Origin of the sequence: Vibrio sp. Isolate32 (assembly GCF_022397955.1) — a bacterium.
Classification (GTDB): Bacteria; Pseudomonadota; Gammaproteobacteria; order Enterobacterales; family Vibrionaceae; genus Vibrio.
Window position 1 is genome coordinate 231,592 of the sequence record NZ_JAKEUQ010000003.1, and the last position, 24,003, is coordinate 255,594.

Annotated in this window: 21 protein-coding genes and 1 pseudogene; 10 read left to right on the forward strand and 12 right to left on the reverse strand. The window is 44.0% G+C overall.

The genetic code is table 11. The annotated features are described in order from the left end of the window. Positions 1-95: 95 nt before the first annotated feature. A complete protein-coding gene (locus L1D11_RS03660; protein WP_239833301.1) occupies positions 96-1,037 on the reverse strand; it encodes a bifunctional precorrin-2 dehydrogenase/sirohydrochlorin ferrochelatase in 942 nt (313 codons plus the stop codon). Positions 1,038-1,517: 480 nt separating this feature from the next. Between L1D11_RS03660 and L1D11_RS03665 the strand changes: the two genes are divergently transcribed. The 7 genes from L1D11_RS03665 to L1D11_RS03695 all read left to right on the forward strand — a co-directional run bounded on the left by L1D11_RS03665 (position 1,518) and on the right by L1D11_RS03695 (position 8,581). Continuing rightward, positions 1,518-2,546 (forward strand): amino acid ABC transporter substrate-binding protein, encoded by a 1,029-nt coding sequence (locus L1D11_RS03665; RefSeq protein ID WP_239833300.1) that lies wholly within the window; start codon positions 1,518-1,520, stop codon positions 2,544-2,546. Between the two features lie 148 nt (positions 2,547-2,694). Further along, positions 2,695-3,900, forward strand: coding sequence for an amino acid ABC transporter permease (locus L1D11_RS03670; protein ID WP_239833299.1), 1,206 nt, complete (start codon positions 2,695-2,697; stop codon positions 3,898-3,900). 1 nt (position 3,901) lies between these two features. After that, the gene (locus L1D11_RS03675) at positions 3,902-4,999 is read left to right on the forward strand and encodes an amino acid ABC transporter permease (RefSeq protein ID WP_239833298.1); all 1,098 of its coding nucleotides are present in this window, start codon (positions 3,902-3,904) and stop codon (positions 4,997-4,999) included. 22 nt (positions 5,000-5,021) lie between these two features. Beyond that, on the forward strand, positions 5,022-5,786 hold the full coding sequence (locus L1D11_RS03680; RefSeq protein WP_004742336.1) for an amino acid ABC transporter ATP-binding protein: 765 nt from the start codon (positions 5,022-5,024) through the stop codon (positions 5,784-5,786). Positions 5,787-6,065: 279 nt separating this feature from the next. Continuing rightward, positions 6,066-6,731 (forward strand): Bax inhibitor-1/YccA family protein, encoded by a 666-nt coding sequence (locus L1D11_RS03685; RefSeq protein WP_137027020.1) that lies wholly within the window; start codon positions 6,066-6,068, stop codon positions 6,729-6,731. A 160-nt stretch (positions 6,732-6,891) separates the two neighbouring features. After that, complete coding sequence (locus L1D11_RS03690) at positions 6,892-7,221, forward strand: TusE/DsrC/DsvC family sulfur relay protein (RefSeq protein ID WP_008223499.1); 330 nt, start codon at positions 6,892-6,894, stop codon at positions 7,219-7,221. A 166-nt stretch (positions 7,222-7,387) separates the two neighbouring features. Beyond that, positions 7,388-8,581 carry a class I SAM-dependent methyltransferase gene (locus tag L1D11_RS03695; protein WP_239862026.1) on the forward strand — a complete coding sequence of 398 codons (1,194 nt, stop codon included), beginning with the start codon at positions 7,388-7,390 and terminating at the stop codon, positions 8,579-8,581. Between the two features lie 101 nt (positions 8,582-8,682). Here L1D11_RS03695 and L1D11_RS03700 read toward each other — a convergent pair whose 3' ends face one another. Further along, positions 8,683-8,961, reverse strand: a complete 279-nt coding sequence (locus L1D11_RS03700) for a hypothetical protein (protein ID WP_239833296.1) — start codon at positions 8,959-8,961, stop codon at positions 8,683-8,685. A 563-nt stretch (positions 8,962-9,524) separates the two neighbouring features. On the opposite strand from L1D11_RS03700, the gene L1D11_RS03705 reads away from it, so the two are divergent. Next, positions 9,525-9,875 (forward strand): DUF2750 domain-containing protein, encoded by a 351-nt coding sequence (locus L1D11_RS03705; protein ID WP_239833295.1) that lies wholly within the window; start codon positions 9,525-9,527, stop codon positions 9,873-9,875. 329 nt (positions 9,876-10,204) lie between these two features. Here the strand turns inward: L1D11_RS03705 and queC are convergent, their stop codons facing one another. After that, the gene (gene queC / locus L1D11_RS03710; protein ID WP_239833294.1) at positions 10,205-10,900 is read right to left on the reverse strand and encodes a 7-cyano-7-deazaguanine synthase QueC; all 696 of its coding nucleotides are present in this window, start codon (positions 10,898-10,900) and stop codon (positions 10,205-10,207) included. A 63-nt stretch (positions 10,901-10,963) separates the two neighbouring features. Beyond that, positions 10,964-11,632, reverse strand: a complete 669-nt coding sequence (gene queE, locus L1D11_RS03715; RefSeq protein WP_345772748.1) for a 7-carboxy-7-deazaguanine synthase QueE — start codon at positions 11,630-11,632, stop codon at positions 10,964-10,966. Positions 11,633-11,816: 184 nt separating this feature from the next. Here queE and L1D11_RS03720 point away from each other — a divergent pair, with 184 nt between their 5' ends. Next, positions 11,817-12,626: a Cof-type HAD-IIB family hydrolase gene (locus tag L1D11_RS03720; protein WP_239833292.1), complete on the forward strand. Its 810-nt coding sequence runs from the start codon at positions 11,817-11,819 to the stop codon at positions 12,624-12,626. 72 nt (positions 12,627-12,698) lie between these two features. On the opposite strand, the gene L1D11_RS03725 is transcribed toward L1D11_RS03720, so the two are convergent. The 7 genes from L1D11_RS03725 to L1D11_RS03755 form a co-directional block, all read right to left on the reverse strand. Beyond that, the gene (locus L1D11_RS03725) at positions 12,699-14,111 is read right to left on the reverse strand and encodes a phosphatase PAP2 family protein (protein WP_239833291.1); all 1,413 of its coding nucleotides are present in this window, start codon (positions 14,109-14,111) and stop codon (positions 12,699-12,701) included. 83 nt (positions 14,112-14,194) lie between these two features. Next, the gene (locus tag L1D11_RS03730) at positions 14,195-14,674 is read right to left on the reverse strand and encodes a GNAT family N-acetyltransferase (RefSeq protein WP_239833290.1); all 480 of its coding nucleotides are present in this window, start codon (positions 14,672-14,674) and stop codon (positions 14,195-14,197) included. A gap of 332 nt (positions 14,675-15,006) precedes the next feature. Further along, positions 15,007-16,179 carry a 2-methylaconitate cis-trans isomerase PrpF gene (prpF, locus tag L1D11_RS03735; protein ID WP_239833289.1) on the reverse strand — a complete coding sequence of 391 codons (1,173 nt, stop codon included), beginning with the start codon at positions 16,177-16,179 and terminating at the stop codon, positions 15,007-15,009. 9 nt (positions 16,180-16,188) lie between these two features. Then, positions 16,189-18,843: a Fe/S-dependent 2-methylisocitrate dehydratase AcnD gene (gene acnD, locus L1D11_RS03740; protein WP_239833288.1), complete on the reverse strand. Its 2,655-nt coding sequence runs from the start codon at positions 18,841-18,843 to the stop codon at positions 16,189-16,191. A 78-nt stretch (positions 18,844-18,921) separates the two neighbouring features. Next, a complete protein-coding gene (prpC, locus tag L1D11_RS03745) occupies positions 18,922-20,124 on the reverse strand; it encodes a 2-methylcitrate synthase (protein WP_239833287.1) in 1,203 nt (400 codons plus the stop codon). Between the two features lie 159 nt (positions 20,125-20,283). Then, positions 20,284-21,180, reverse strand: a complete 897-nt coding sequence (gene prpB / locus L1D11_RS03750; protein WP_239833286.1) for a methylisocitrate lyase — start codon at positions 21,178-21,180, stop codon at positions 20,284-20,286. Positions 21,181-21,217: 37 nt separating this feature from the next. Next, complete coding sequence (locus L1D11_RS03755) at positions 21,218-21,937, reverse strand: GntR family transcriptional regulator (protein WP_239833285.1); 720 nt, start codon at positions 21,935-21,937, stop codon at positions 21,218-21,220. Positions 21,938-22,610: 673 nt separating this feature from the next. Here L1D11_RS03755 and L1D11_RS03760 point away from each other — a divergent pair. After that, positions 22,611-22,892 (forward strand): annotated as a pseudogene (locus L1D11_RS03760) (transposase); the annotation flags it as partial. A 440-nt stretch (positions 22,893-23,332) separates the two neighbouring features. On the opposite strand, the gene L1D11_RS03765 reads toward L1D11_RS03760, so the two are convergent. Further along, the gene (locus tag L1D11_RS03765) at positions 23,333-23,863 is read right to left on the reverse strand and encodes a GNAT family N-acetyltransferase (RefSeq protein WP_239833303.1); all 531 of its coding nucleotides are present in this window, start codon (positions 23,861-23,863) and stop codon (positions 23,333-23,335) included. Positions 23,864-24,003 lie beyond the last annotated feature (140 nt).

Here is a 24,003-nt window from a genome sequence, read left to right on the forward strand (position 1 = left end):
ATGTTTGGAAAGCAGAAAGCCACTTCTTTATAGGAAGTGGCTTTATATTTATCAGGACAGTTTAAATCGAAGTTCCTAGTTGGTAATCAGCCAACTCAACTAAGTACTTTGGCCGCTGACAATTTTAGGTCTTTGCCGGCCAACAAATTAAACTCTACGCTTGCTGGTGGAATAAACACACACACTCGCAATTTCTCAGATCTTGCCTGCTCAAGCTTGGTTGATAGCTCTCCGCTGTTAGCATAGCTCTCTCTTTCTGCGTCTCGGCGGCACAGGTCGACAAATTCGAATGGACAATCGCTCGGTGAAAGTACGAGTTCTGCCTCCTGCATCAAACGTAAAGCCTTCATAGACAGCAACTCAACGTCATGCTCGAATTCAATCCAAGTCACCTGTCCTTCACTATTAATGCCTTCCGTTAGCGCTTGCTGGTAGTAAAACTCCAACTGCTCTCTGTCAGTCACCAGCTCAATAAAACTGGATGACAAGAAACGCTCCCAAAACTTACGACGCTCGTCGACGGTTGGGAATGACTCTTTGATCGAATTGCGTTTTGATGCACCGAAGTTTGCTATCAAGCCTATATTTTGTGGCAATACCGTTTCGAGTTTTTCTCTAATATTTCTCACCAAAACAGGGGATGCACCACCACTAGAGATCGCAATTTGGATTCTTCCACGATTTATCATTGAAGGTGTAATGAAGTCGCAGTATGGCAAATCATCGACCACATTGACAAGAATACCCATTTTTTTTGCATCATTATATACTTGGTGATTTAGGCTTGGATTGTCTGTTGTCGCCCATACCTGAAGGTAATTTTTCGAAATAATTTGCGACGAGTAAAAGTTTTGTACCCAGTGAAGTTGGCCTTCATCGACAAGCTGCTTTAAGTAAGGTGCTACCTTGGGAGACACCAAAGTCACATTGGCACCAGCGCGTAGCAAGCTATCGACTTTACGGCAAGCAACCTCACCTCCACCAACCACTAAGATTGGCTTATTTTCTACATCCAAAAACATTGGGAAATAACGCATGTTCTTCCTTGAGACTACTTCAATAACTATTCAGCCATGCTACCAAATTTGGAGAATATTCATAACTACCGAAGTGCAATAAAAATAGTTATTGACCAAATTTCAATCTTATTTAAGGTTAATGCTCCACAACCGTGACATTCATTCAGAATATTTATCTAGTCGATTATCAATATAAAACTCTAAATCTCGTTGCACCAACAGTGTGAACCGTTGCACCATTTACATTCAGTTAACATTTGGTCATTCTAATTGTGTTCGGATTTGTGATTTCATTCAAAATTCTTTTTAAATTATACATTTGTGAAACTGCGGATCCTTTCCTAACCTTATAAACAGTTGCTTAAATCGCACACAGATTCATTTGCAAAATGCAACTCTTGTAATTTGAGCAACAAGGTCATAGAAAACGCAACACATAAGAGACACTCAAACGAGCACGAGTATCAGGTGTCACCTGGTTAACAAGGAAGGATACAAATGACAAATAAACTAACACTTCTTGCTTCAGTAGTAGCTGCATCAACTGCGATGGTGGCAACATCAGCATCAGCGGAAGAAAGCACTCTGGACAAAGTCACATCTCAAGGCTTCTTAACTTGTGGTGTAAGTACAGGTCTTCCAGGGTTCTCTAACCCAAACTCAAAAGGTGAATGGGAAGGAATCGATGTTGAGTATTGTCAAGCTCTTGCAGCGGCTGTACTCGGTGACAAGACTAAAGTTAAGTATGTACCTCTAACAGCAAAAGAGCGTTTCACTGCGCTTCAATCTGGCGAAATCGACGTACTGTCTCGTAACACAACATGGACACTGCATCGTGACACGGCTCTAGGTCTGAACTTCGTAGGCGTTAACTACTACGATGGTCAAGGCTTCATGGTTAAGAAAGATCTTGGCCTAACCAGCGCTCTAGAACTTGATGGCGCTTCTGTATGTGTCCAATCAGGTACAACGACTGAGCTAAACCTAGCCGATTACTTCCGTAATAACGGCATGTCTTACAAGCCAGTGGTATTTGATACTGCAGCACAAACATCTAAAGGTTTCGACGCAGGTCGTTGTGATGTGCTAACTACCGACCAATCTGGTCTATACGCACTTCGCTTAAACCTAGCTGATCCAAAATCTGCACAAGTACTTCCTGAAATCATCTCTAAAGAGCCTCTTGGCCCAGTTGTACGTCAAGATGATGACAAATGGTTCAACGTTGCTAAGTGGACACTTTCAGCAATGGTTAATGCGGAAGAATACGGCATCTCTTCTAAAAATGCTGACGAAATGCTTAAGTCAAAAGATCCAAACATCAAGCGTATTCTTGGTGTAGACGGTCCTAAAGGTAAAGGCCTTGGCATCCGTGACGACTGGGGTTACCAAGTAATCAAGCAAGTTGGTAACTACGGTGAGAGTTTCGAGCGTACTGTTGGTACAGGTTCTCCACTTCAAATCGATCGTGGTGTAAATGCATTATGGAATGCGGGCGGCTTTATGTACGCTCCACCAATCCGTTAATAGCACACGACGTGATCACTTGTTCGTAAACGTTACTATCAAGCTTTTTTAGCGCGATAGCAACAACCCGAAGAATGAATAATTGAGTAACACGATTTAGGGCGGTTTTTCCGCCCTAAATATTAAATGGATTTGAGGTTATTGCAGTATGAAACCTAACAACACTCTTACTCCTTCCCAGGAAAAGCCCGAAGCTAAAAGTGCTAACCTGTTATACAACCCGACTTTTCGATCTGTTATTTTCCAGATAATCGCCATCGGAGCACTTGGCGCCTTCTTCTATGCAATCGTAAACAATGCCCTTACCAACCTAGAGGCCCGAGGCATCGCCACTGGTTTTGACTTTTTAAGTCAAGAGGCGGGTTTTGGTATCGGCCTTACCCTCGTCGAGTACGACGAAACCTTCTCATATGGTCGAACTTTCGTTATCGGCTTATTAAACACCGCTTTGGTATCAGTACTAGGCATTATTCTAGCGACTGTACTTGGTTTCACTATGGGCGTCGCTCGACTGTCAACTAACTGGCTAGTGAGCCGTTTTGCAGCGATATACATTGAAATCTTCCGAAATATCCCACTACTACTTCAAATCTTCTTTTGGTATTTCGCGGTTCTTCAATCTCTCCCATCTGCAAGACAGAGTCTCAGTTTGGGCGAAGCTATTTTCCTAAACGTGCGTGGTCTTTACTTGCCGGCTCCTGTTCTTGAACAAGGAAGCAGCTTCGTTCTCGCCGCGTTAATTATTGGCGTCATCGCCACTATCATCATTAATATTTGGGCTAACAACAAACAGAAACTTACTGGCCAACAAACCCCTATGTTTCGAATCGCATTGAGCTTGATCGTCTGTCTACCTCTAGTTGTCTACTTTGTCCTTGGCATGCCTCTTTCAGCTGAATACCCAGAACTGAAAGGCTTTAACTTTAGAGGTGGCATAAGTATCATCCCTGAATTAGCCGCTCTTGTATTAGCACTAAGCATCTATACGGCATCTTTCATCGCAGAGATCGTTCGTTCTGGTATTAATGCGGTTAGCCACGGCCAAACCGAAGCTGCGATGTCTCTAGGTCTTCCTCGAGCTCGCACGTTAAAGCTGGTTATTATTCCTCAAGCGCTGCGAATCATTATTCCACCGCTAACTAGCCAATACTTAAACCTCACTAAGAACTCTTCGTTAGCAATGGCTATTGGCTACCCTGACTTAGTTTCTGTGTTCGCAGGTACAACTCTCAACCAAACAGGTCAAGCTATCGAAATCATTGCCATGACCATGGGTGTATACCTAACGCTAAGCTTATTGACCTCTGCGTTAATGAATATCTATAACCGTAAAGTAGCATTGGTGGAGAGATAATATGAGCACACATCAATTTCAACCGGACCTTCCACCTCCAGCGAATACCGTTGGTGTAGTCGGTTGGTTAAGAAAGAATCTCTTTAATGGGCCTATAAATAGTATCGTTACCGTTGTTCTAGGTTACATCGCTTTTTCACTACTTTGGACAACGTTCGACTGGGCTTTCCTAAATGCAGACTGGGTCGGAACAACTCGTGACGCGTGTACTAGCGAAGGGGCTTGCTGGGTGTTCATCAGCGTTCGTTGGAACCAGTTCATGTATGGCTTCTACCCTGAGGCTGAACTGTGGCGCCCACGCCTTTTCTACGCAACATTGGCTATCTTTGTAGCGCTATTAGCCTACGAGAAAACACCGAAACGCACATGGATTTGGCTATTCTTCGTAAACATCTACCCATTCATCATTGCTGGCTTGCTATACGGCGGTGTGTTTGGATTGGCAGTTGTTGATACACACAAATGGGGTGGCCTGCTCGTTACACTTATCATTGCATTAGTGGGTATCGTTGTTTCACTGCCGATTGGCGTCGCACTGGCACTTGGCCGTCGCTCTGAGATGCCAATTATTCGCAGTATTTGTACGGTGTACATCGAAATTTGGCGTGGTGTTCCGCTAATTACGGTGCTGTTCATGGCATCTGTAATGCTGCCACTATTCCTTACTGCGGGTTCTGAGACCGATAAATTGTTCCGTGCGCTAGTAGGTGTGGTTCTATTTAGTGCCGCTTATATGGCCGAGGTAATTCGTGGTGGTCTGCAAGCTATTCCTAAAGGTCAATACGAAGCCGCTGACGCACTGGGCTTAACCTATTGGAAAAAGATGGGGCTGATTATTCTTCCTCAAGCGCTGAAAATCACAATCCCATCAATCGTAAACACATTCATTGGCTTGTTTAAAGATACCAGTCTGGTACTTATCATCGGTATGTTCGATGTACTGGGTATTGGTCAAGCAGCGAACACCGACCCTGAGTGGTTAGGTTTCGCTACAGAAAGTTATGTATTTGTCGCGTTAGTGTTCTGGGTGTTCTGTTTTGGCATGTCGAGATACTCGATATGGCTAGAAAACAGACTTCACACCGGTCACAAACGATAGTTAATAAGATCAAGGACGTATTATGACGCAACAACTAAACCCAGAATCGCAAGAGTTGATGATTGAACTTAAAGACATGAACAAGTGGTACGGTGAGTTCCACGTTCTTAAGAACATCAACTTAGAAGTTAAAAAAGGCGAGAAAATCGTTATCTGTGGCCCTTCAGGCTCAGGTAAGTCGACTATGATTCGCTGTATCAATAGACTGGAAGAGCATCAGAAGGGACACATCTTTGTTTCTGGCAATGAGCTGACTGAAGATCTAAAAAACATCGAAGCAGTTCGTCGTGACGTTGGCATGTGTTTCCAGCACTTCAATCTATTTCCGCACCTTACGGTACTAGAGAACTGTACCTTAGCCCCTATCTGGGTAAAAAAGATGCCGAAAGAAGAAGCTGAAGCGATTGCAATGAAGTACCTTGAGCGCGTAAAGATCCCAGAGCAAGCAGATAAGTTCCCAGGTCAGCTTTCTGGTGGTCAGCAACAGCGTGTAGCGATTGCACGTTCTCTATGTATGAACCCACAAGTCATGCTGTTTGATGAACCAACATCAGCGCTCGATCCAGAAATGGTTCGTGAAGTATTAGACGTAATGGTTGAGCTAGCAGAAGAAGGAATGACGATGCTTTGTGTAACGCACGAGATGGGCTTTGCTAAAGAGGTCGCGGATCGCGTTATCTTCATGGATGCTGGTGAAATCATAGAAGAAAACAACCCTGTCGACTTCTTTGAAAACCCCCAATCAGACAGAACGCAGAACTTCTTAAGCCAAATATTACACCACTAACGTGTTATGATGTATAACTACAGAGGTGGCTTAGGTCGCCTCTTTGTTTTTAGAATTATAATTAGCTTTCAAGATGATAAACAGTGGCACAATGCTATAAAATCGAACATCGAATCTTTGATGCACTTTAAGACATACTTTGTTACACCTTCAGAAATACTTAACCAGCGATTTTGATTATTATTTTAAGTATACAAGTGGACTGTAAGACTTGATTTTTCGAACTTTCAGCCCCATAAATGTACTAATAACTATTGAAGTCACCTTACGAGGAAGATTATGAACAGCCCTATGTTTTCACGCACAGCATCTCAAGAAAGTGCTCTGCAAACCAATAAAGTGTTGCGTAACACCTACGCACTACTGTCTATGACACTACTTTGGTCTGCTGTTGTAGCAGGCGTATCTATGGCGATGAACCTTCCTCGCCCGGGTCTTATTATCATGCTTGTTGGCTTCTACGGCCTACTTTTCCTAACAGAGAAGAACCGTGACAACAGCATGGGTCTAGTCTTTACGTTCCTGTTTACAGGTTTCCTAGGCTACACCATCGGTCCAATCTTAAACATGTACGTTGGCGCAGGTATGGGTGATGTTATCCTAACTGCTCTAGGCGGCACGGCATTAGCATTCATGGGGGCATCGGCTTACGCACTAACAACTAAGCGTGACCTGTCGTTCCTTAACGGTATGCTACTAGCTGGTTTCGTCGTGTTACTTGTAGGTATGGTTGCAAATATCTTCCTACAAATGCCGCTCCTGTCACTAGCAATGAGTGGTATGTTCATCCTATTCTCGACTGGTGTTATTTTGCTAACAACGCAAAACATCATACGTGGTGGTGAAACTAACTACATCTCAGCGACAGTTAGCCTATACGTATCTATCTACAACATCTTCATCAGCCTACTAAGCATCCTAGGCATCATGGGCAGCGACGACTAATTACTCGCCTAATTGAAGAATATCTAGCCCAAGAGCCCATCTCTTGGGCTTTTTTGTATCTGTAGGGTCAATATTTATCAAGATCGCTACGATATCTATTGAGAAAGGTAAACTTGGTCATGTACCCTATCCAAATAGTTAATTGGATTCCGGACTAAACATGTTTGAATATAACGGCAAGCAAATCGAAACTGACGCTCAAGGCTACCTATTGGATTATACACAATGGGAAGAAGGTATGATTGAAATTCTTGCACAAGACGAAGCCATTGAGCTTACAGAAGCACACCTAGAAGTTGTGCATTTTGTAAGGAGCTTTTACGAAGAGTTCAACACTTCCCCTGCGGTTCGCATGCTTGTTAAAGCGATGGAAAAAGCCCACGGTCCAGAAAAAGGCAACAGTAAGTACCTTTTCAAGTTATTCAAAAAAGGCCCTGCAAAACAAGCAACCAAACTCGCCGGTTTACCTAAACCAGCAAAATGCTTGTAGAGCGAAGCAGCTTTAGGTTGCTCCCAAGGTAAAAATGTAAATACTGTAGTGCCATAACTATTTATTAATCATTACTAGGGCTGCTTCTGCAGCCCTTTCTTATTTGCTTTTCTCCTGTACTTACCCGACAATACCCCTCCTTCAAATTCAACAAACAGAGTAATTTATGACTCCTTCAATTCATCTAGCTAAAGGCCGAGATAAATCACTACGCCGTAAACACCCTTGGGTATTTTCACGCGGTATCGATAAGGTCGAAGGCGAACCAAAACAAGGTGAAACTGTAGACGTATATGCTCAAAATGGTCAGTGGTTAGCGAAGGCTGCTTACTCACCGTCTTCTCAAATTCGAGCACGTGTTTGGACATTTGAAAAAGAAGAAATCAATAAAGCGTTTTTCGTTAAACGAATTCAAGATGCACAATCATTACGTGAAGACATCATCGAACGTGGTGGCTTAACAGGTTACCGCTTGACCGCAGCGGAATCAGACGGCTTACCAGGTATCACCATCGATAAGTATCAAGACTACTTAGTTTGTCAACTTCTCAGCGCAGGTGCTGAATTCAACAAAAGCGTATTGGTAGAAGCTCTAATCGAATGCTTCCCAGACTGCAACATCTATGAGCGTTCGGACGTGGCGGTTCGTAAGAAAGAAGGCTTAGAACAAGTGGTTGGCGTTCTTCACGGTGAAGAGCCACCAAAGTCTATCGTGATTGAAGAGAATGGCGTTAAGATTAGCGTAAATATCATGGAAGGCCACAAAACAGGCTTCTACATGGACCAGCGCGACAGCCGTAAAGAGTCAATGAAATACGTAAAAGGCAAAGATGTCCTTAACTGTTTCTCATACACTGGCGGTTTTGGCCTTTACGCACTTAAAGGTGACGCGAAGCGTGTTATCAACGCAGACGTATCTCAACTCGCTTTGGACACCGCTAAATTCAACGCTGAACTAAACGAGTTTGATATCTCGAAAAAGCGTGCCGTGTTCCTTAATGCCGACGTTTTCAAACTACTGCGTGAGTACCGTGACCAAGGTACTAAGTTTGATGTTGTGATCATGGACCCACCAAAGTTTGTTTCAAGTAAGAACAACCTAACATCAGGTGCAAACGGCTATAAAGATGTTAACATGCTAGCAATGCAGATCCTTAAACCGGGTGGCACGCTACTCACCTACTCCTGCTCAGGTTTGATGGGTACTGACCTATTCCAAAAGATAATTGCAGACGCAGCGATTGATGCAGACAGAACCGTTAAGTTTGTCGAACGCTTCGAGCAAGCCGCCGACCACCTAACGGACACTGCCTATCCTGAAGGTTTTTACCTAAAAGGCTTTGCTTGTAAAGTGCTTTAGAATCTAGCTTTTATAGCAAAGCAGACGTATTAAAAGGGCCTTTAGGCCCTTTTTGTTATTTTAGTCTGGTAAGTTGACGAATAACTGATTGACGAAATTACTCAGGCATACACGGGTATCGCTGTGGCGCCTTGCCCTGAAATACCGTCAAATTGGACTAAGCCTCTGAGCATGATGTTATCACCAGCTAAAGCATCAATTTGGTCTTCACCTTGCAACAAACTCACTTCTTTACCAAGAACAACTTTGAGTGAATTATCGACTTGAATATTCGTATTGACTGCACCATCTGAGTCATATTTAGTAAGAACTAAGTTATCAAGGCAGCTTCCGATGCCTATAAATTCAACCGCTGATAACAGGGACAATACTTCAAACATTTGCTTGCTTTTGTGTATTCGTATTATTAAGGTCGGAGAAGAATATCTTGCCTATGTACTTACCAATATACGCTATATTTTCATTTGTTAACGTAGATCGAATATAGCCTGACAAATCTACAAGCACTTGACCATCATAACTAGGGTCTCGCACCGAATAGTCATCAGGAAGGACATCTTCGAGAGTTATGACCTCTGAATTAGCGTTAACATCCAAAATTAATATATCAAATTCGCTTTCATAGTCCTAATCAGAAACATAAGTATTTGACACACCGTCAGATTTAGATACCCCGAGCATGAACGGGGTACTTAGTTACCCGAACTGCATTATACTTCGTTCAATAAACAATGTGGATCGAGGACTAATATTGCATTTATCCACGGGTAAACCCTGGTTTTCTGGAACCACAGAATAAAGAAGTAGGATCTACCCTACTTTCACCATACTGAAACTTTATCTTAAGTTAGTGTTTCAGTATGGTGATAATTCCTTGAATAGCATATACCTAAGCCGGCTATAATGTTAATCTTGCCACGTTATCAACATAGAGAATTAATCCATGAGCAAACTAACAGCGGATACTCAAGCAAATCTAGAACTTTTCGTTTCTGAAACACAAGAAACTAAACTGGTATGGGGCCTTCGTAATGAAGAAGGTTGGCTAGCATGTGACTCAAGTGAATTCGAAAACAGCGAAGTAATGCCTTTTTGGTCTTCAAAAGAAGATGCTCAGACTCACAACGTTGAAGAGTGGGCTGACTTCGAAGTGTTAGAGATTCCACTAGATATTTTTGTTGAAGATTGGTTACTGACTCTAGCTGAAGATGGCGTTCTTGTTGGAACTAACTGGAATACAACGTTAGACGGTAAAGAACTTGAGCCTTCTGACCTAGCGAAATTATACATCTAATTTCCAATATCGGTCGCACGAATCGTGCGACCGATATCCTACTGATAAATATCAATGATATTAGAGACTCACCTCGCATAATAATACCGTACCCACACCACTCAAAATTTGAAGCAATATCAAACAAGCAATGGAATGCCGTTCTTTATCTAATGAATAGTTTCCTGTGATTCACTTGGTTTTGTTACCTTACTACTTTTCATTAGCTTTTATTCTTACAGCCAAATATGAACAATAACTGAAGAGCTCTTTCCTGACACATCAGGCGAAAAGTAACGGCCGAAACTGCATTATTGATGCGTATAACGAGCCCATTGAGCTACCTGAGATTATTTATTCTCGGCCTGCTTACGAACCAGTTCAGCCATAATAGATTCACGATCACCTAGGTAGTCGTTGAGGCCAACTTTTCTCAGCTCACATGCCGGGCATTCGCTACAGCCTGACCCAATGATACCGTTATAACAAGTCAGGGTTTTATTACGCACAAGCTCAAGTGCTGAGTATTGATCGGCTAAGGCCCAGGTTTCAGCCTTGTTTAACCACATTAGTGGCGTTTTAATATCCAGCTGCTTGTCCATACCTTGTACTAACGCAGAGTTCATCGCTTTTACAAAGTCATTGCGACAATCAGGGTAACCAGAAAAGTCAGTCTCGCATACACCAGTAATCACCGTTTCTGCGCCAATTTGATATGCGTAGATACCAGCAAGCGTTAAGAAAAGAATGTTACGACCTGGGACAAACGAGTTTGGCAAACCGTTCTCTTGCAGTTCATGAGAAACAGGAATATCGTCACGAGTTAAAGAGCTGATAGCTAGCTCATTTAATAGAGTCACATCCATAACTTTGTGCGCTTTCACGCCTAACTCTTTAGCTAATGATTCAGCGACTTCAATCTCGAGTTTATGACGCTGACCATAGTCAAACGTAATCGCATGAACTTCATCATACTCTTTTAATGCTTGAACTAGACACGTGGTTGAGTCTTGACCACCACTAAATACTACAACTGCTTTTTTCATATCCATTCCTACCTAAAACTGACGAGCTTTCTACAACGGGTAAGCACTCTGCAAAGTCACAAACTATGCGATGCTCAAGTACTTATGAGTTTGAATTGATAAGCGCCAATTGCGCTCAATGCAGGTATCAATACAAAGCTTCGTCGCACGATCTTTTTGGCTAATTGGTTGTAGAGCAATCACAGTATCGTCAGATACTTCTGCTCGTTCCAGTAAACCATCAAGTTGCTCGATATCCTTACTTGTTCCTACTGGGTGCTTAATCTCGTTAGCACGCTGTAAAGTGCTGTCTAAGATTTCCAGCTTCGCTTTCATTGCTACCTTAGGTGACACCGTAACCCAAGTGTCAGGTGTCGCTTTGACTTCAGATGTACCGCTAGTCTCAATTTGGCAGCGACAGCCGTGTTTCTCAAATACTTCAGTAAGAGGGACAAGATCATAAATACATGGCTCACCACCTGTAATCACAATGTGTTTAGCAGTGTAGCCTTGTTTAATGTATTCATTCACGATTCCTTGAGCATCAATAGAAGACCAAGTCGGTGAATCCTCTGTCTTAACCATGATCTCACCAAGGCTAGTCTCGTCTTCTGGCAAAGCTTCCCATGTCTGTTTGGTATCACACCAAGAACAGCCTACAGGACAAATTTGCAAACGAACAAAAACAGCAGGAACGCCGGTAAACACGCCCTCACCCTGGATGGTTTCAAACATTTCGTTAATCTTGTACAACTTTCCCTCAGCTCAATCATTTGATGAAATTAATCAACCGCAGACCATAAAGCACTTGCCTCTTTTGGTCAAACAAATGAGTACTGATAAATCACTTGATCAAAGCCCTAGCCTAGCGTTTCAAGTTCCCTTATCCTTTCGCCCATTAGATTTCGTTAGCTTTTTATTTTTAGTAAGGAACAACATGTACAAACTGATCGCTCTTGATATGGACGGTACGCTGCTCAACAGTGACAAAGTAATTTCTCAAGAGAACAAAGACGCAATTGCCAAAGCTCGAGCTGCAGGTGTGAAGGTCGTTCTGGCTTCTGGCCGCCCTTTAGAAGGCATGCAAAGCAAACTCGACGAGCTTTCAATTAACGGCAAAGATGACTTTGTACTCTTCTACAATGGCTCTATGGTTCAGAATGTATCAACAAAAGAGATCATTCATAGCGAGATCAGTAATGGTAAAGCGGCAAAAGAAATCGCAGCACTTGCCAAGCAGCTTGGTGGCTATGTCCATGCATTCAGCAAAGTTCATGGTTTAATTACACCTGAGAATAACGAATACACCGGCATTGAAGCGCGCATTAACGGCTTAGAGATTACCGAGTTCGATTTTTCTCAGTTGGAAGACGACCACGAAATCATTAAAACCATGATTGTTGCTGAGCCAACGAAACTGACAGACATCATCAGTAAATTACCTCAAGAACTTAAGAATCAGTTTACGATTGTGCAGAGTGCACCTTTCTTCTTAGAGTTCCTAAATCCTAACTCAAACAAAGGTGTCGGTATTGAAGCCATTGCCAAGCACCTAGGCATTACAGCCGAAGAAGTAATCTGTATGGGCGACGCTGAAAATGACCACCATATGTTGGAATACGCGGGCCTTGGCATTGCAATGGATAACGCGATGGAAGAAACCAAGAAAATCGCTGATTATATCACTGCAAGCAACGACGACCATGGTGTAGCGGTCGCGATTGAAAAGTTCATCTTCAACTCTTAACGATTAGATGCCAAATCATTGAGACGAAAAAGGCTGTGCAGTGCACAGCCTTTTTATTTAACAAGTCATTCGCTATTTTCTTGCCCAAGGCAAACGAAACGCCACAACGCCAAGCAAAATCAAGATAGGGAAACGCAGCGTATCGACGACAAATGAAGCGATACCACTAAATGAAACAAAGCTCCCAGCCCAGCTAATCAACAGATTTCCCACTAACAACATCACCATAACGCCAAGCACAATCTTAAATGAGAATTGACCGACCAAAGGTTTCGAATCCGTTAACGTCACTAAGCAAGCAATGGTCATTAAAATAGCGACCCAGAATGAGAAGGTTGGCAATGGCCAGATAACCGTAAGTACGATTGATAGCAGGCATAAGCCCCACCACACACCTTTGGAGCTCAATAGCACACTAATATCAACATCGGGTTTACTATCAAGTCTCACTATATGCCAAGTCGTTAAGGCGCCCAACAAACCGCCCATCAAAACATCACTGAAAAACGTACTGCCTGTATAAGCTTTGAAAAGCATAATCCAAAGTAGCCCAGCAAGTACTATCAGTATCGATTTCTGTTCAAAGATATGTTCCAACTTCCACAACACCAACAAAGTCAAACTCACCCATAGCGCTGCCAACAAACTTGGAAAACTGTAACCACTGCTCATAACTAGCTTCAATGTTGGAAGATAAGCGTGTGGGCGTGGGAAGCCAAACCCTTGATGCGCTATCAAAGTCAGCAGTGTCACCGATATCAAAGTGAAACCGAACTTCAATGCAAAGTTGCGACCAAAATGCCAAGCGATTAATGGCAAGATCACAATAAAAGCCCATGGTTTTGCGAGTAAATCGGTCAATAAAACCGTATTAGAAAAGATACTAGGTAGGTTATCGAACATGTTTTGCAGCGAAACAATCCAACCTAATTCAACTTGATGTACTTTTGGCGCTGCACCCACCAGCTCCGTTACATAAGTCACAGGCTGATTTGTCGCCGAAAGAAACAACTCATTAATGTCAGACCACTGCTCTGGATAACGATATTGATTTGTTGGCAATGCTGTCGGAGGAAGTAACATCGCCCTACTCACTTCCACTCCATAATGAGGAGCGAACCAAATAGGAAGCTCAAAGCCGCCCAACTCATTTCGAGCTTGATAGCTGATGACTTCAGAATCAGAGATGCAATCATAAATAACGGCACTGTCGGTGTAACCGAGTACATCACCAACCGTTACGGATAGCCCTGCTTCTTCCCAAGTTTCCCGCTGCGCTGCAATAGCGGGGTCTTCACCAGAAACAACGGTGCCTCCCGGTAGAGACAATTGCCCCGTGATCAACTCATCAACCAACACAATTTGGTTATCAGCGCGTACTACACACAATGCGCCCGCAATATGATCAGGCAAGATGTTATTCGCCCAAACGGAAGTAGTACTCAGCAGAGAAAGAATAAAAACCAATAGATATCGAATAACCAACGAATTTACCTAAAAATAATAGAAGAAATTGAGACTGCTATCGCAGTTGAGCTATTGTAATCAAACGTACACAAAATCGCTGTCTATGTTTTGTGCAAAGCCTTTCTCATCCATTGAATGTGAGGTGTGAACCCCATTTTTTGATAGAAGCCCTTGGCAGGAGAATTAAAATCCCAAACCTCGACGAACACTTGCGTGACACCATAGTCATCAAAAGTTGATTCCATACGTTGAAACAACAGCTGCGCCACGTCTGCTTTACGGTATTCAGGAAGAACAAAAAGCTCATCAACACTACCCATTTGAACCGGCTTGCTCACTGAAGAGATAAGTTCACAAAAGTGTCCTGAAATAAACCCGACAATTAGCTCGCCTTTGAGCGCCACATACACTAGGCACTCCGGATCATCTAAGTACCTTGCAATACTCTTTTCCTGCTCGATCTCTTCTGCTGTTTTAAAGTGCTCAGGGCAGGCTATATGATGATGGTGGTGAAGATCAAACATCAACTCATTAAGTTGCTCTAGATCGGTGTGCTTTGCGGCCCTTAGGGTGACATTCATGGCGAGTACGGTTCTCAAACGAGTTAATATCTAAATTGAGTCTAGTTTACTTGCCATTGATATCTATACAAGTGATTGAAATAATTCGTGGTTTAGAGCGGATGTTTTGGATACGAAAATGACCATATTATGGTGGTTAATTCAGGGTGTTGTAAACCTATTGGAGCAGGAAGGTTGTACTTCCCCCTTCCTACGCCCCTGAGCAATGTCAGTTCCACCAACTTTAGACCATTGCACGCGCACAACGTTACCCCCCCCCAAAAAAAAAAGTCAGACGATTTATTACTGGGGGTACATCATCTCTTGGTTCTTGAGACAGCCGCAGCATCGCTTTATTTAGAAAAAGGCACACGAATGGCACCTTCCATGATCACTCGGGCGCTACGACTCATGATCGCCCTCTCTATCTTCCATCCATTCTCAGTCTGCATCGCTTTAGCACCCACCTTTAACGTTCCTGATGGATGACCAAAAGTCACAAAGTTACGAGAGCCTCCTCCCGCCGCTAAGTTCACTAGAGTACCCGGCACACTTGCAGCTGAGGCAATCGCAACCGCAGCTGTGCCCATCATGGCATGATGCAGCTGCCCCATAGACAAAGCACGGACCAGCAGGTCAGTATCAGCGACAGCAACTGACTTACCACTTGAAGCTTGATAAGCTTGAGGCTTGGCCACAACGGCAACCTTTGGGGTGTGCTGGCGTGATTCCGCTTGTTCTAGCGAATCAATAAGCCCCATCGCAACTGCGCCATGCGCTCGGATAGACTCAAACATTTCTAAGGCTTTTGGATCAGTGTTGAAATCTGATTGAAGCTCCGTCCCTTTATAGCCAACCGACTCAGCATCAATAAAAATGGTCGGTATTCCCGCATTAATATAAGTCGCCTTGATGCAACCTAGCTCTGGAACATCTAAGAAATCAACCACATTTCCCGTCGGAAACATCGACCCACTCCCATCTGCCGGGTCCAGAAAATCGACCTGAATTTCAGCGGCGGGGAAAGTTACACCATCGAGCTCAAAATCTCCCAATTCTTGGACTTCACCATCCACGATAGGCACATGAACAATAATGGTTTTCTCTATGTTCATTTGCCATACTCGCACTTCGAGCACACCATTTTCTGGAATACGACTGGGATCAACCAAACCACTGTGAATAGCGAACGGACCAATTGCCGCAGACAAGTTACCGCAGTTACCGCTCCAATCGACAAATGGCTTATCAATAGCTACCTGCCCAAATAGATAATCAACATCGTGACCAGCTTTACCACTGTTCGACACGATGACGGTTTTGCTGGTGCTGGACGTCGCACCACCCATACCATCAGTGTGCTTACCATAAAGATCTGGACTGCCAATAACACGCAGAAGAAACTCGTCTCTCGCAGGCCCCGCAACTTGCACCGCTTCCGGTAAGTCATTCAAGCAGAAGAAAACACCTTTGCTGGTCCCTCCACGCATATAAGTTGCCGGGACTTTTATCTGTTTAATGTTCATCACAGGCTCCTATTGCGCGAGAAAATCTTTGGCAAAGCGTTGTAATACGCCACCAGCGCTATACACACTTACTTCGTCTGCCGTATCCAACCTACAGGTCACTGGCACATCAAGTTTTTCACCGCTTTTAAGGGTGATTACCAACGCCAAATCTGAACACGCTTCAATTTCACCATACACATCGTAAAGCTCAGTGCCATCGAGTTGTAAGGTGTTGCGATCTGTTCCCTCTTTGAATTGCAAAGGCAAAACGCCCATACCCACTAAGTTAGTTCTGTGGATTCGCTCAAAGCCTTCAGCAACAATCACTTCAACACCCGCTAATCTGACGCCTTTAGCCGCCCAGTCGCGTGATGAACCTTGCCCATAGTCTGCGCCGGCAACAACAATCAAAGGTTGTTTGCGGTTCATGTAGGTTTCGATCGCTTCCCACATACGGGTAACCTGTCCTTCGGGCTCAACTCGTGCTAATGAACCTTGGACCACGGCACCAGACTCTTTGACCATTTCGTTGAACAGTTTCGGATTGGCAAAGGTCGCTCTTTGTGCGGTTAAATGATCACCTCGATGAGTCGCGTACGAGTTAAAGTCCTCTTCTGGTACTTCCATTTTGGCGAGATATTCACCTGCCGCACTTGAAGCAAGAATCGCATTTGATGGTGACAGATGATCGGTGGTGATATTGTCACCTAAAATGGCTAGAGGTCTCATACCAGAAAGGCTTCGTTCACCTGCGAGTGCACCTTCCCAATAAGGCGGTCTGCGAATATAAGTGCTCTTAGGTCGCCAATCGTAAAGCGGCTCACTGCTTAGCTGCTCATCGTCTGGCTGGAACATTTTCACGTAAATTTGTTGGAATTGTTGTGGTTTTACATGCTCGCCAACAACCGCATCGATCTCCGCATCACTTGGCCACAAGTCACTTAAATAAATAGGGTTACCCTTGCTGTCTGCACCGAGGCTGTCTTTCTCGATATCAAAACGGATCGTGCCAGCTAACGCATAAGCAACCACCAGTGGCGGTGACGCTAGAAAAGCTTGTTTGGCATAGGGATGGATTCGACCATCAAAGTTTCGGTTTCCTGATAACACCGCAGTGGAATAGAGGTCGCGCTCAATGATCTCTTGTTGAACTTGAGGATCCAACGCTCCACTCATACCGTTACAAGTCGTACACGCATAGCCGACAATGCCGAAACCTAACTGTTCCAGTTCAGGGAGTAAACCTGCTGACTCTAAATAGAGCTTGGCGACTTTAGATCCTGGAGCAAATGACGTTTTCACCCATGGCTTACGAACCAAACCAAGTTGATTCGCTTTTTTGGCTACTAATCCCGCCGCTACCACGTTTCTTGGATTACTGGTATTGGTGCAAGAGGTAATCGCTGCGATAATTACTGCGCCATCTGGCATTTGCTCTTCGCTATATTGTTCAGCGTGTTGCGCTTTCCAAGCAGCTTGGCTGATACCTTGCTGGGCAAGTTCACTGGTTTGTAAGCGGCGATGAGGGTTCGAAGGCCCTGCGAGATTTCGCTCAACTTTCGACAAATCAAAATCGAGTACACGCTCATATTGAGCGGAATCTAGGTCATCCGCCCACAGTCCGGTTTGCTTTGCGTAAAGTTCGACTAACTCAACCTGCTCAGGATCACGACCTGTCAATTTAAGGTATTGAATGGTCTGCTCATCAATGTAGAACATACCTGCCGTCGCACCGTATTCAGGCGTCATGTTTGAGATAGTCGCACGGTCACCAATAGTCAGTGCACGAGCGCCTTCACCGAAAAATTCCAAGTAGCTTGAAACCACCCTTTCATTGCGAAGAAACTCAGTAATTGCGAGCACAATATCGGTTGCTGTAATGCCTTCTTGTCGCTGACCGGTAAGTTTAATGCCCACGATATCTGGCAAACGCATCATCGAAGGGCGACCTAGCATCACTGTCTCGGCTTCCAATCCACCGACACCAATCGCAATAACGCCCAGCGCATCAACATGAGGGGTATGGCTGTCGGTGCCAACACAGGTATCTGGGAACGCGATACCTTGTTTAGATTGAATGACCGGAGACATTTTCTCCAGGTTAATCTGGTGCATAATTCCGTTACCCGCAGGAATCACACTCACGTTTTTAAACGCCGTTTTACACCATTCAATAAAATGAAAACGGTCTTCGTTGCGACGCTCTTCAATTGCGCGGTTTTTATCAAACGCTTGGCTATCAAACCCAGCATGCTCCACAGCTAAAGAGTGGTCCACAATCAGTTGAGTTTCGACCACTGGGTTTACTTTGGCCGGATCCCCACCTTGGTCAGCAATCGCATCTCTTAAGCCCGCTAAATCAACTAAAGCGGTTTGACCCAGAATGTCATGACACACGACACGCGCGGGATACCAAGGAAAATCTAAGTCGCTCTTACGCTCAATGATCTGTTTTAAGCTATCTTCTAGAGCTGCTGGTTCACAGCGTCTTACCAATTGCTCCGCCAATACTCTCGACGTATAAGGCAAGGTTCTATAGCTGCCCGGAGATATCGCGTCTACCGCTTCACGGGCATCGAAATATTCTAAGCCAGTCCCGGGTAGAACCTTTCTGTATTGGCTATTTTCAACGCCTATATTTTGATCAAGGCTCTGGTTTTTCTCAATTTTTACATCAGACATACATACACCATTATCTAAAATTCTATTCATTGGCTCTCAAGGACAACTCGATATATAAGTCGCCTTGAGACAAAAGGATTAACGTAAATGAATAGGTAGCCAGTCTTGATGCTCTGGCCCGGTGTAGTCTGCACTTGGACGAATGATGCGGTTGTTTTCTCTTTGCTCGAACACATGCGCCGTCCAACCGGTAAGGCGACTCATCACAAAAATAGGCGTAAATAGTTTGGTAGGGATATCCATGAAGTGATAGGCAGAAGCATGGAAGAAGTCCGCATTACAGAACAAGCCTTTCTCACGCTTCATGACCGCTTCAACACGTTCAGATACCGCGTAAAGCTGTTCGTCTCCCACTTCTTGAGCCAGCTCTTTGGACCAACGTTTAATCAGCGCGTTGCGTGGGTCGCTCTCACGATAAATGGCATGACCGAAGCCCATGATTTTGTCTTTGTTAGCAAGCATCTTCATTATGTTCGCTTCAGCTTCGTCGGCGGTTTTCCAATCTTGGATCATTTCCATCGCCGCTTCATTCGCGCCGCCATGCAACGGGCCTCTTAGTGTGCCAATCGCTGCTGTGACACACGAATGAATATCCGACAGCGTTGACGCACAAACACGAGCTGCAAAGGTAGAAGCATTAAATTCATGCTCTGCGTAAAGCGTGAGCGAACAGTGCATCACCTTCTTATGCAGTTCACTCGGAGCTTTGTCCGTCAGCATCTTCAAGAAGTAGCCACCCAGACATGCTTCGCTTTGATCCTGTGTATCAATTCGCACACCATCGTGACTGAAGCGATACCAATAACAGATAATGGCAGGGAAAAGTGCCAGCATACGTTCTGTTGCCGATAGCTGCTCAGAGAAGTCTGATTCTTGCTCTAAGTTGCCCAACATTGAACAACCCGTTCTCATCACATCCATAGGGTGAGCGTCTGCTGGGATAAGCTCTAATGCTGCTTTCAAAGGTTGAGGCAAGCCGCGTAAACCAACCAGCAATGTTTTGTAATCGTCTAGCTCTTTTTCACTTGGTAAATGGCCTCTTAATAGCAGGTGAGCCACTTCTTCAAATTGAGCATGATTGGCAAGGTCGGTAATATCATAGCCACGATAAGTTAAACCCGTTCCTGATTTTCCTACCGTACACAGCGCAGTAGACCCAGCGCTTTGTCCTCGCAGGCCTGCACCACCAATCGCTGGTGCGCTAGACGGTTTGGTACTCTCTTGTTGGTTTACTGTTGAAGCATTATCGACAGTTGCTTGATCACTCAAAGATACAGACATGATGAACTCCTTCTCTGGGTTAGCCGCCCTGCACTCTCTGGTGCTGACTATTTGTATTCGATGACCACGACTATCTAACTCGATTTCACGGACCCGATATGGCTGACTAACCATTCACGTTATTGGATTAAGTTGATGTTTTAATATTTGAAACTGGTTTTATTCTTCACTCGAAAACAATTGATCAAGCTTGTTCTCGTAGTCGTGGTAATTCAGGTGTTCATAGAGCTCTTTACGAGTTTGCATTGAATCCAACAGTGCTTCCTGATTACCTTCAACTAGCAAGTGCTTATAAACATTCTCCGCCGCTTTGTTCATTGCGCGGAATGCACTGAGTGGATAAAGCACCATGTCGACATGAGATTGCGCCAGCTCTTTGCAGTTGTAGAGTGGGGTTTGTCCAAATTCGGTGATATTGGCCAAGATTGGCACATCCTTACCTGTTGCTGATTTGAACGCTTCAGAGAACTTAACGTATTGGTCGAGCTGATTCATCGCTTCAGGGAAGATCATGTCCGCACCCGCTTCAACACACGCAATCGTACGTTCAATCGCACTGTCTATGCCTTCTACTGCCAGAGCATCGGTTCGAGCCATGATCACAAAGCTCTCATCGGTTCTTGCATCGGTTGCCGCTTTTACTCGATCGACCATTTCCTGTTGGCTAACAATCGCTTTGTTTGGTCGGTGACCACATCGCTTCTGAGCCACTTGGTCTTCCATATGAATGGCAGCAGCGCCTGCTTTTTCCATCGCTCGAATGGTTCGTGCAATATTAAACGCCCCACCAAATCCCGTATCAATATCCACCAGCAAAGGTAAATCACATGCGTTGGTAATGCGTTCCACATCCACCAACACATCATTCAATGTGGTAATACCCAGATCAGGTAAGCCGTAAGACGCATTGGCGATACCCCCACCAGACAAGTAGATAGCCTGATGACCCAAGTTCTTTGCCATCATCGCGCAATACGGATTTACCGTGCCGACGATCTGCAGTGGATCATTGTCTTGCACAGCTTGGCGGAACTTCGCTCCTGCTGATAACTTCATAATGACGCTCCCTGTTTAATGTTGATTTTGTAAGTTTTTAATCCACACCTTTGGATTGAATTTGTTGTTCGATAAGGAGACGACTACCGGATATGTGTCGACGCATCAGCATTTCTGCTAGCTCTTCATCACGGTTGCGAATTGCTTGTAGGATATATTTATGTTCATCAAGCGCCTCTTTTGGTCGAGACTGTGCACGTGGCGATTGATAGCGATACATGCGTAACAAGTGGTAAAGCTCATCACACAGTAGAGAAATAAGTTTGCTGTTGCGGCTGGCTTTAATGATTCGATAATGGAAATCGAAATCGCCGTGTTGATGAAAGTAGGAAGAACCCTCGACCTCATCGATATGTTTGGAATGTGTCGACAATAATCCTTCAAGCCCGATAAGCTCTTCTTGTGTGATGTGTCTTGCTGCTAGCCTTGCAGCCATGCCTTCTAGAGCCTCGCGAACCGCGTAAAGCTCAAGTAGCTTGTCAGCAGAAAAGGTAATCACTCGTGCGCCAACATGAGGAATCCGCTCAATCAGCCCTAACCCTTCGACGCGCATAATCGCTTCACGTAAAGGGCCTCTGCTAACTTCGAAGAGTTTAGCTAACTCGGGTTCAGAGATCTTGCTGCCCGGTGCTAAATCACCGTTAACTATCGCTTCAACCAAGTATTCCGTCAGGCTTTCTGACTTGGTATTTTCTTTGTCACCAACACGCGTTTTTGTGTTGGAACTCAAGGTAAGATCTTTTATCGCAGTATTCATATTCACTCTGCTCACTTCTCATTGTCGAACTAAAACTGTCAACAATTTAACAACATGAACATAAAATACACGATCAAATTGTCGACAATCAAGCCAATTGTCTACAATTCAGAATAAGGTAGTATTTTCTACAAACGATAAAAACTTACTAAAAAGGACACTAAATACAACCTAACTAGCTGTTATTTATTAACTTGATCAGGAAAAGACCCACTAAACTCTTACCTACTCTAAAATCACTCGTAACCAATATGTCGACAACTTACAGCTAAACTTGTCAAACGCAGATCCCATTTGTGTTTATCCACCAGCTCACCAATAAACAGATAAAAAAGGCACACTCATGTTCGCCTTTCATTCATATACCCGTTCGAACAAACCAACCTTTAATCAAGCAATCTCACGAGTAACTTCTAGGTATTTTTTGATATCAACGAAATCAAAAAGGGGACACAGAACGTTGATATTATAAACTTTTCATCACGTCGAGCTCATCTCAGCCTTTACAACGAATTTGAAAAGCAAAGTTCTGAGAGCTTCTCGGCCCATTATTCTAGTAAAGTAATGTCCGTCCCTTTGAATGATGACAAAGCAGACTTCGATTTTAATCTATCTGATAGCCAAGAAAACTTACTGGTTGAGATTTGGTTTACGACGGAACTTACCCAATACAAAAGAGAGTCAGACCAAAGCATGGCAAACTCGAACCTTACCCATCCTTGAGTTCTTGCTGCTCATCTTGCAGCACGTGCTCCCCAAAGGGCTACAACGAGTTCGAGATTACGGATTTTTACGTGGTCAGGCACACGCCTTAAGAGTTCGTATTCAACTGCTGCTGTTGAACCTGCTCTATATCATGCCGCCACTCACCGCACCGATAAGGACAAAAGCGATGCGGGTATGCCCTTGCTGTCAGCATGACATGGCGTGTGTTGGAGTCAGCCGACCCACGTAGCCGAAAGGCACCGATAATAAGGAGAATGGCATTGACGAAATCAAAGGAGATGTAACGACGAAAGAAACGGAAAACAGCTAACGGGTTGATAAGATTGCTATCGCAACCTTATCTTGACCTCGCTCGCCTTGAGAAAAGCCTCAAAGCGATGTGCCCTTCAAGTTCAATCGTACAATTTACTTAATAAAGTGGCTNACCGATAATAAGGAGAATGGCATTGACGAAATCAAAGGAGATGTAACGACGAAAGAAACGGAAAACAGCTAACGGGTTGATAAGATTGCTATCGCAACCTTATCTTGACCTCGCTCGCCTTGAGAAAAGCCTCAAAGCGATGTGCCCTTCAAGTTCAATCGTACAATTTACTTAATAAAGTGGCTTCGGGCTTGTTCAACACTCGGGATTTAGTGTTGGCTGCGCAACACCTTAATCCTTATTTGTTATATGCCTGTTTTTGAATAAACTGCCGTGCCACTCAATTCACCAGACGGCAATCTTCGGTCGTTACGTAAAACACCTTCAAAAGCATACCCGCCTCGCTCTGCTACCATTCGACTTTTCAAATTCTGTTCTGCAGCTTTGATTTCAACTCGGTTAGCGTTTAGCTCATTAAACGCGTATGACTCTATTGCTTTCACTGCTTCAGAAATGAAGCCATTTCCAACACTTGAACTACGCATCCAATAACCAATTTCATAAAACGGTACTGATTTATCGCGAATAATTAACCCTATTGCACCGAGAAAGCGCCCTGTACTTTTTTCTATGATTGAATAACGTAACTCACCTTCAAAATTCTCAAAGTTATTGATGGCTTGTTGCGTGTTTTCAATTGATTCAGCTTCTGTTAGCGCATATGGAACCCAAGGAAGGTAGACACCAAGTTCATCTTGGCTTTCCAGTATAGCTTCAAGCATCAGAGGTTGAGACTCCATTGAAGGAGGTAGTAGTTTAAGTCTATCTGTTTCCATATTTACCAATATCCAATTAAGGCTTATAACAGTTATTAGACAGAAAAATTCTGCATTTAAATACAGAATGATTCTATCTAGTTTCATATTCATGGCACTCTAGCACGATTAATTTCATGATTTCAGTGACTTAAAACATA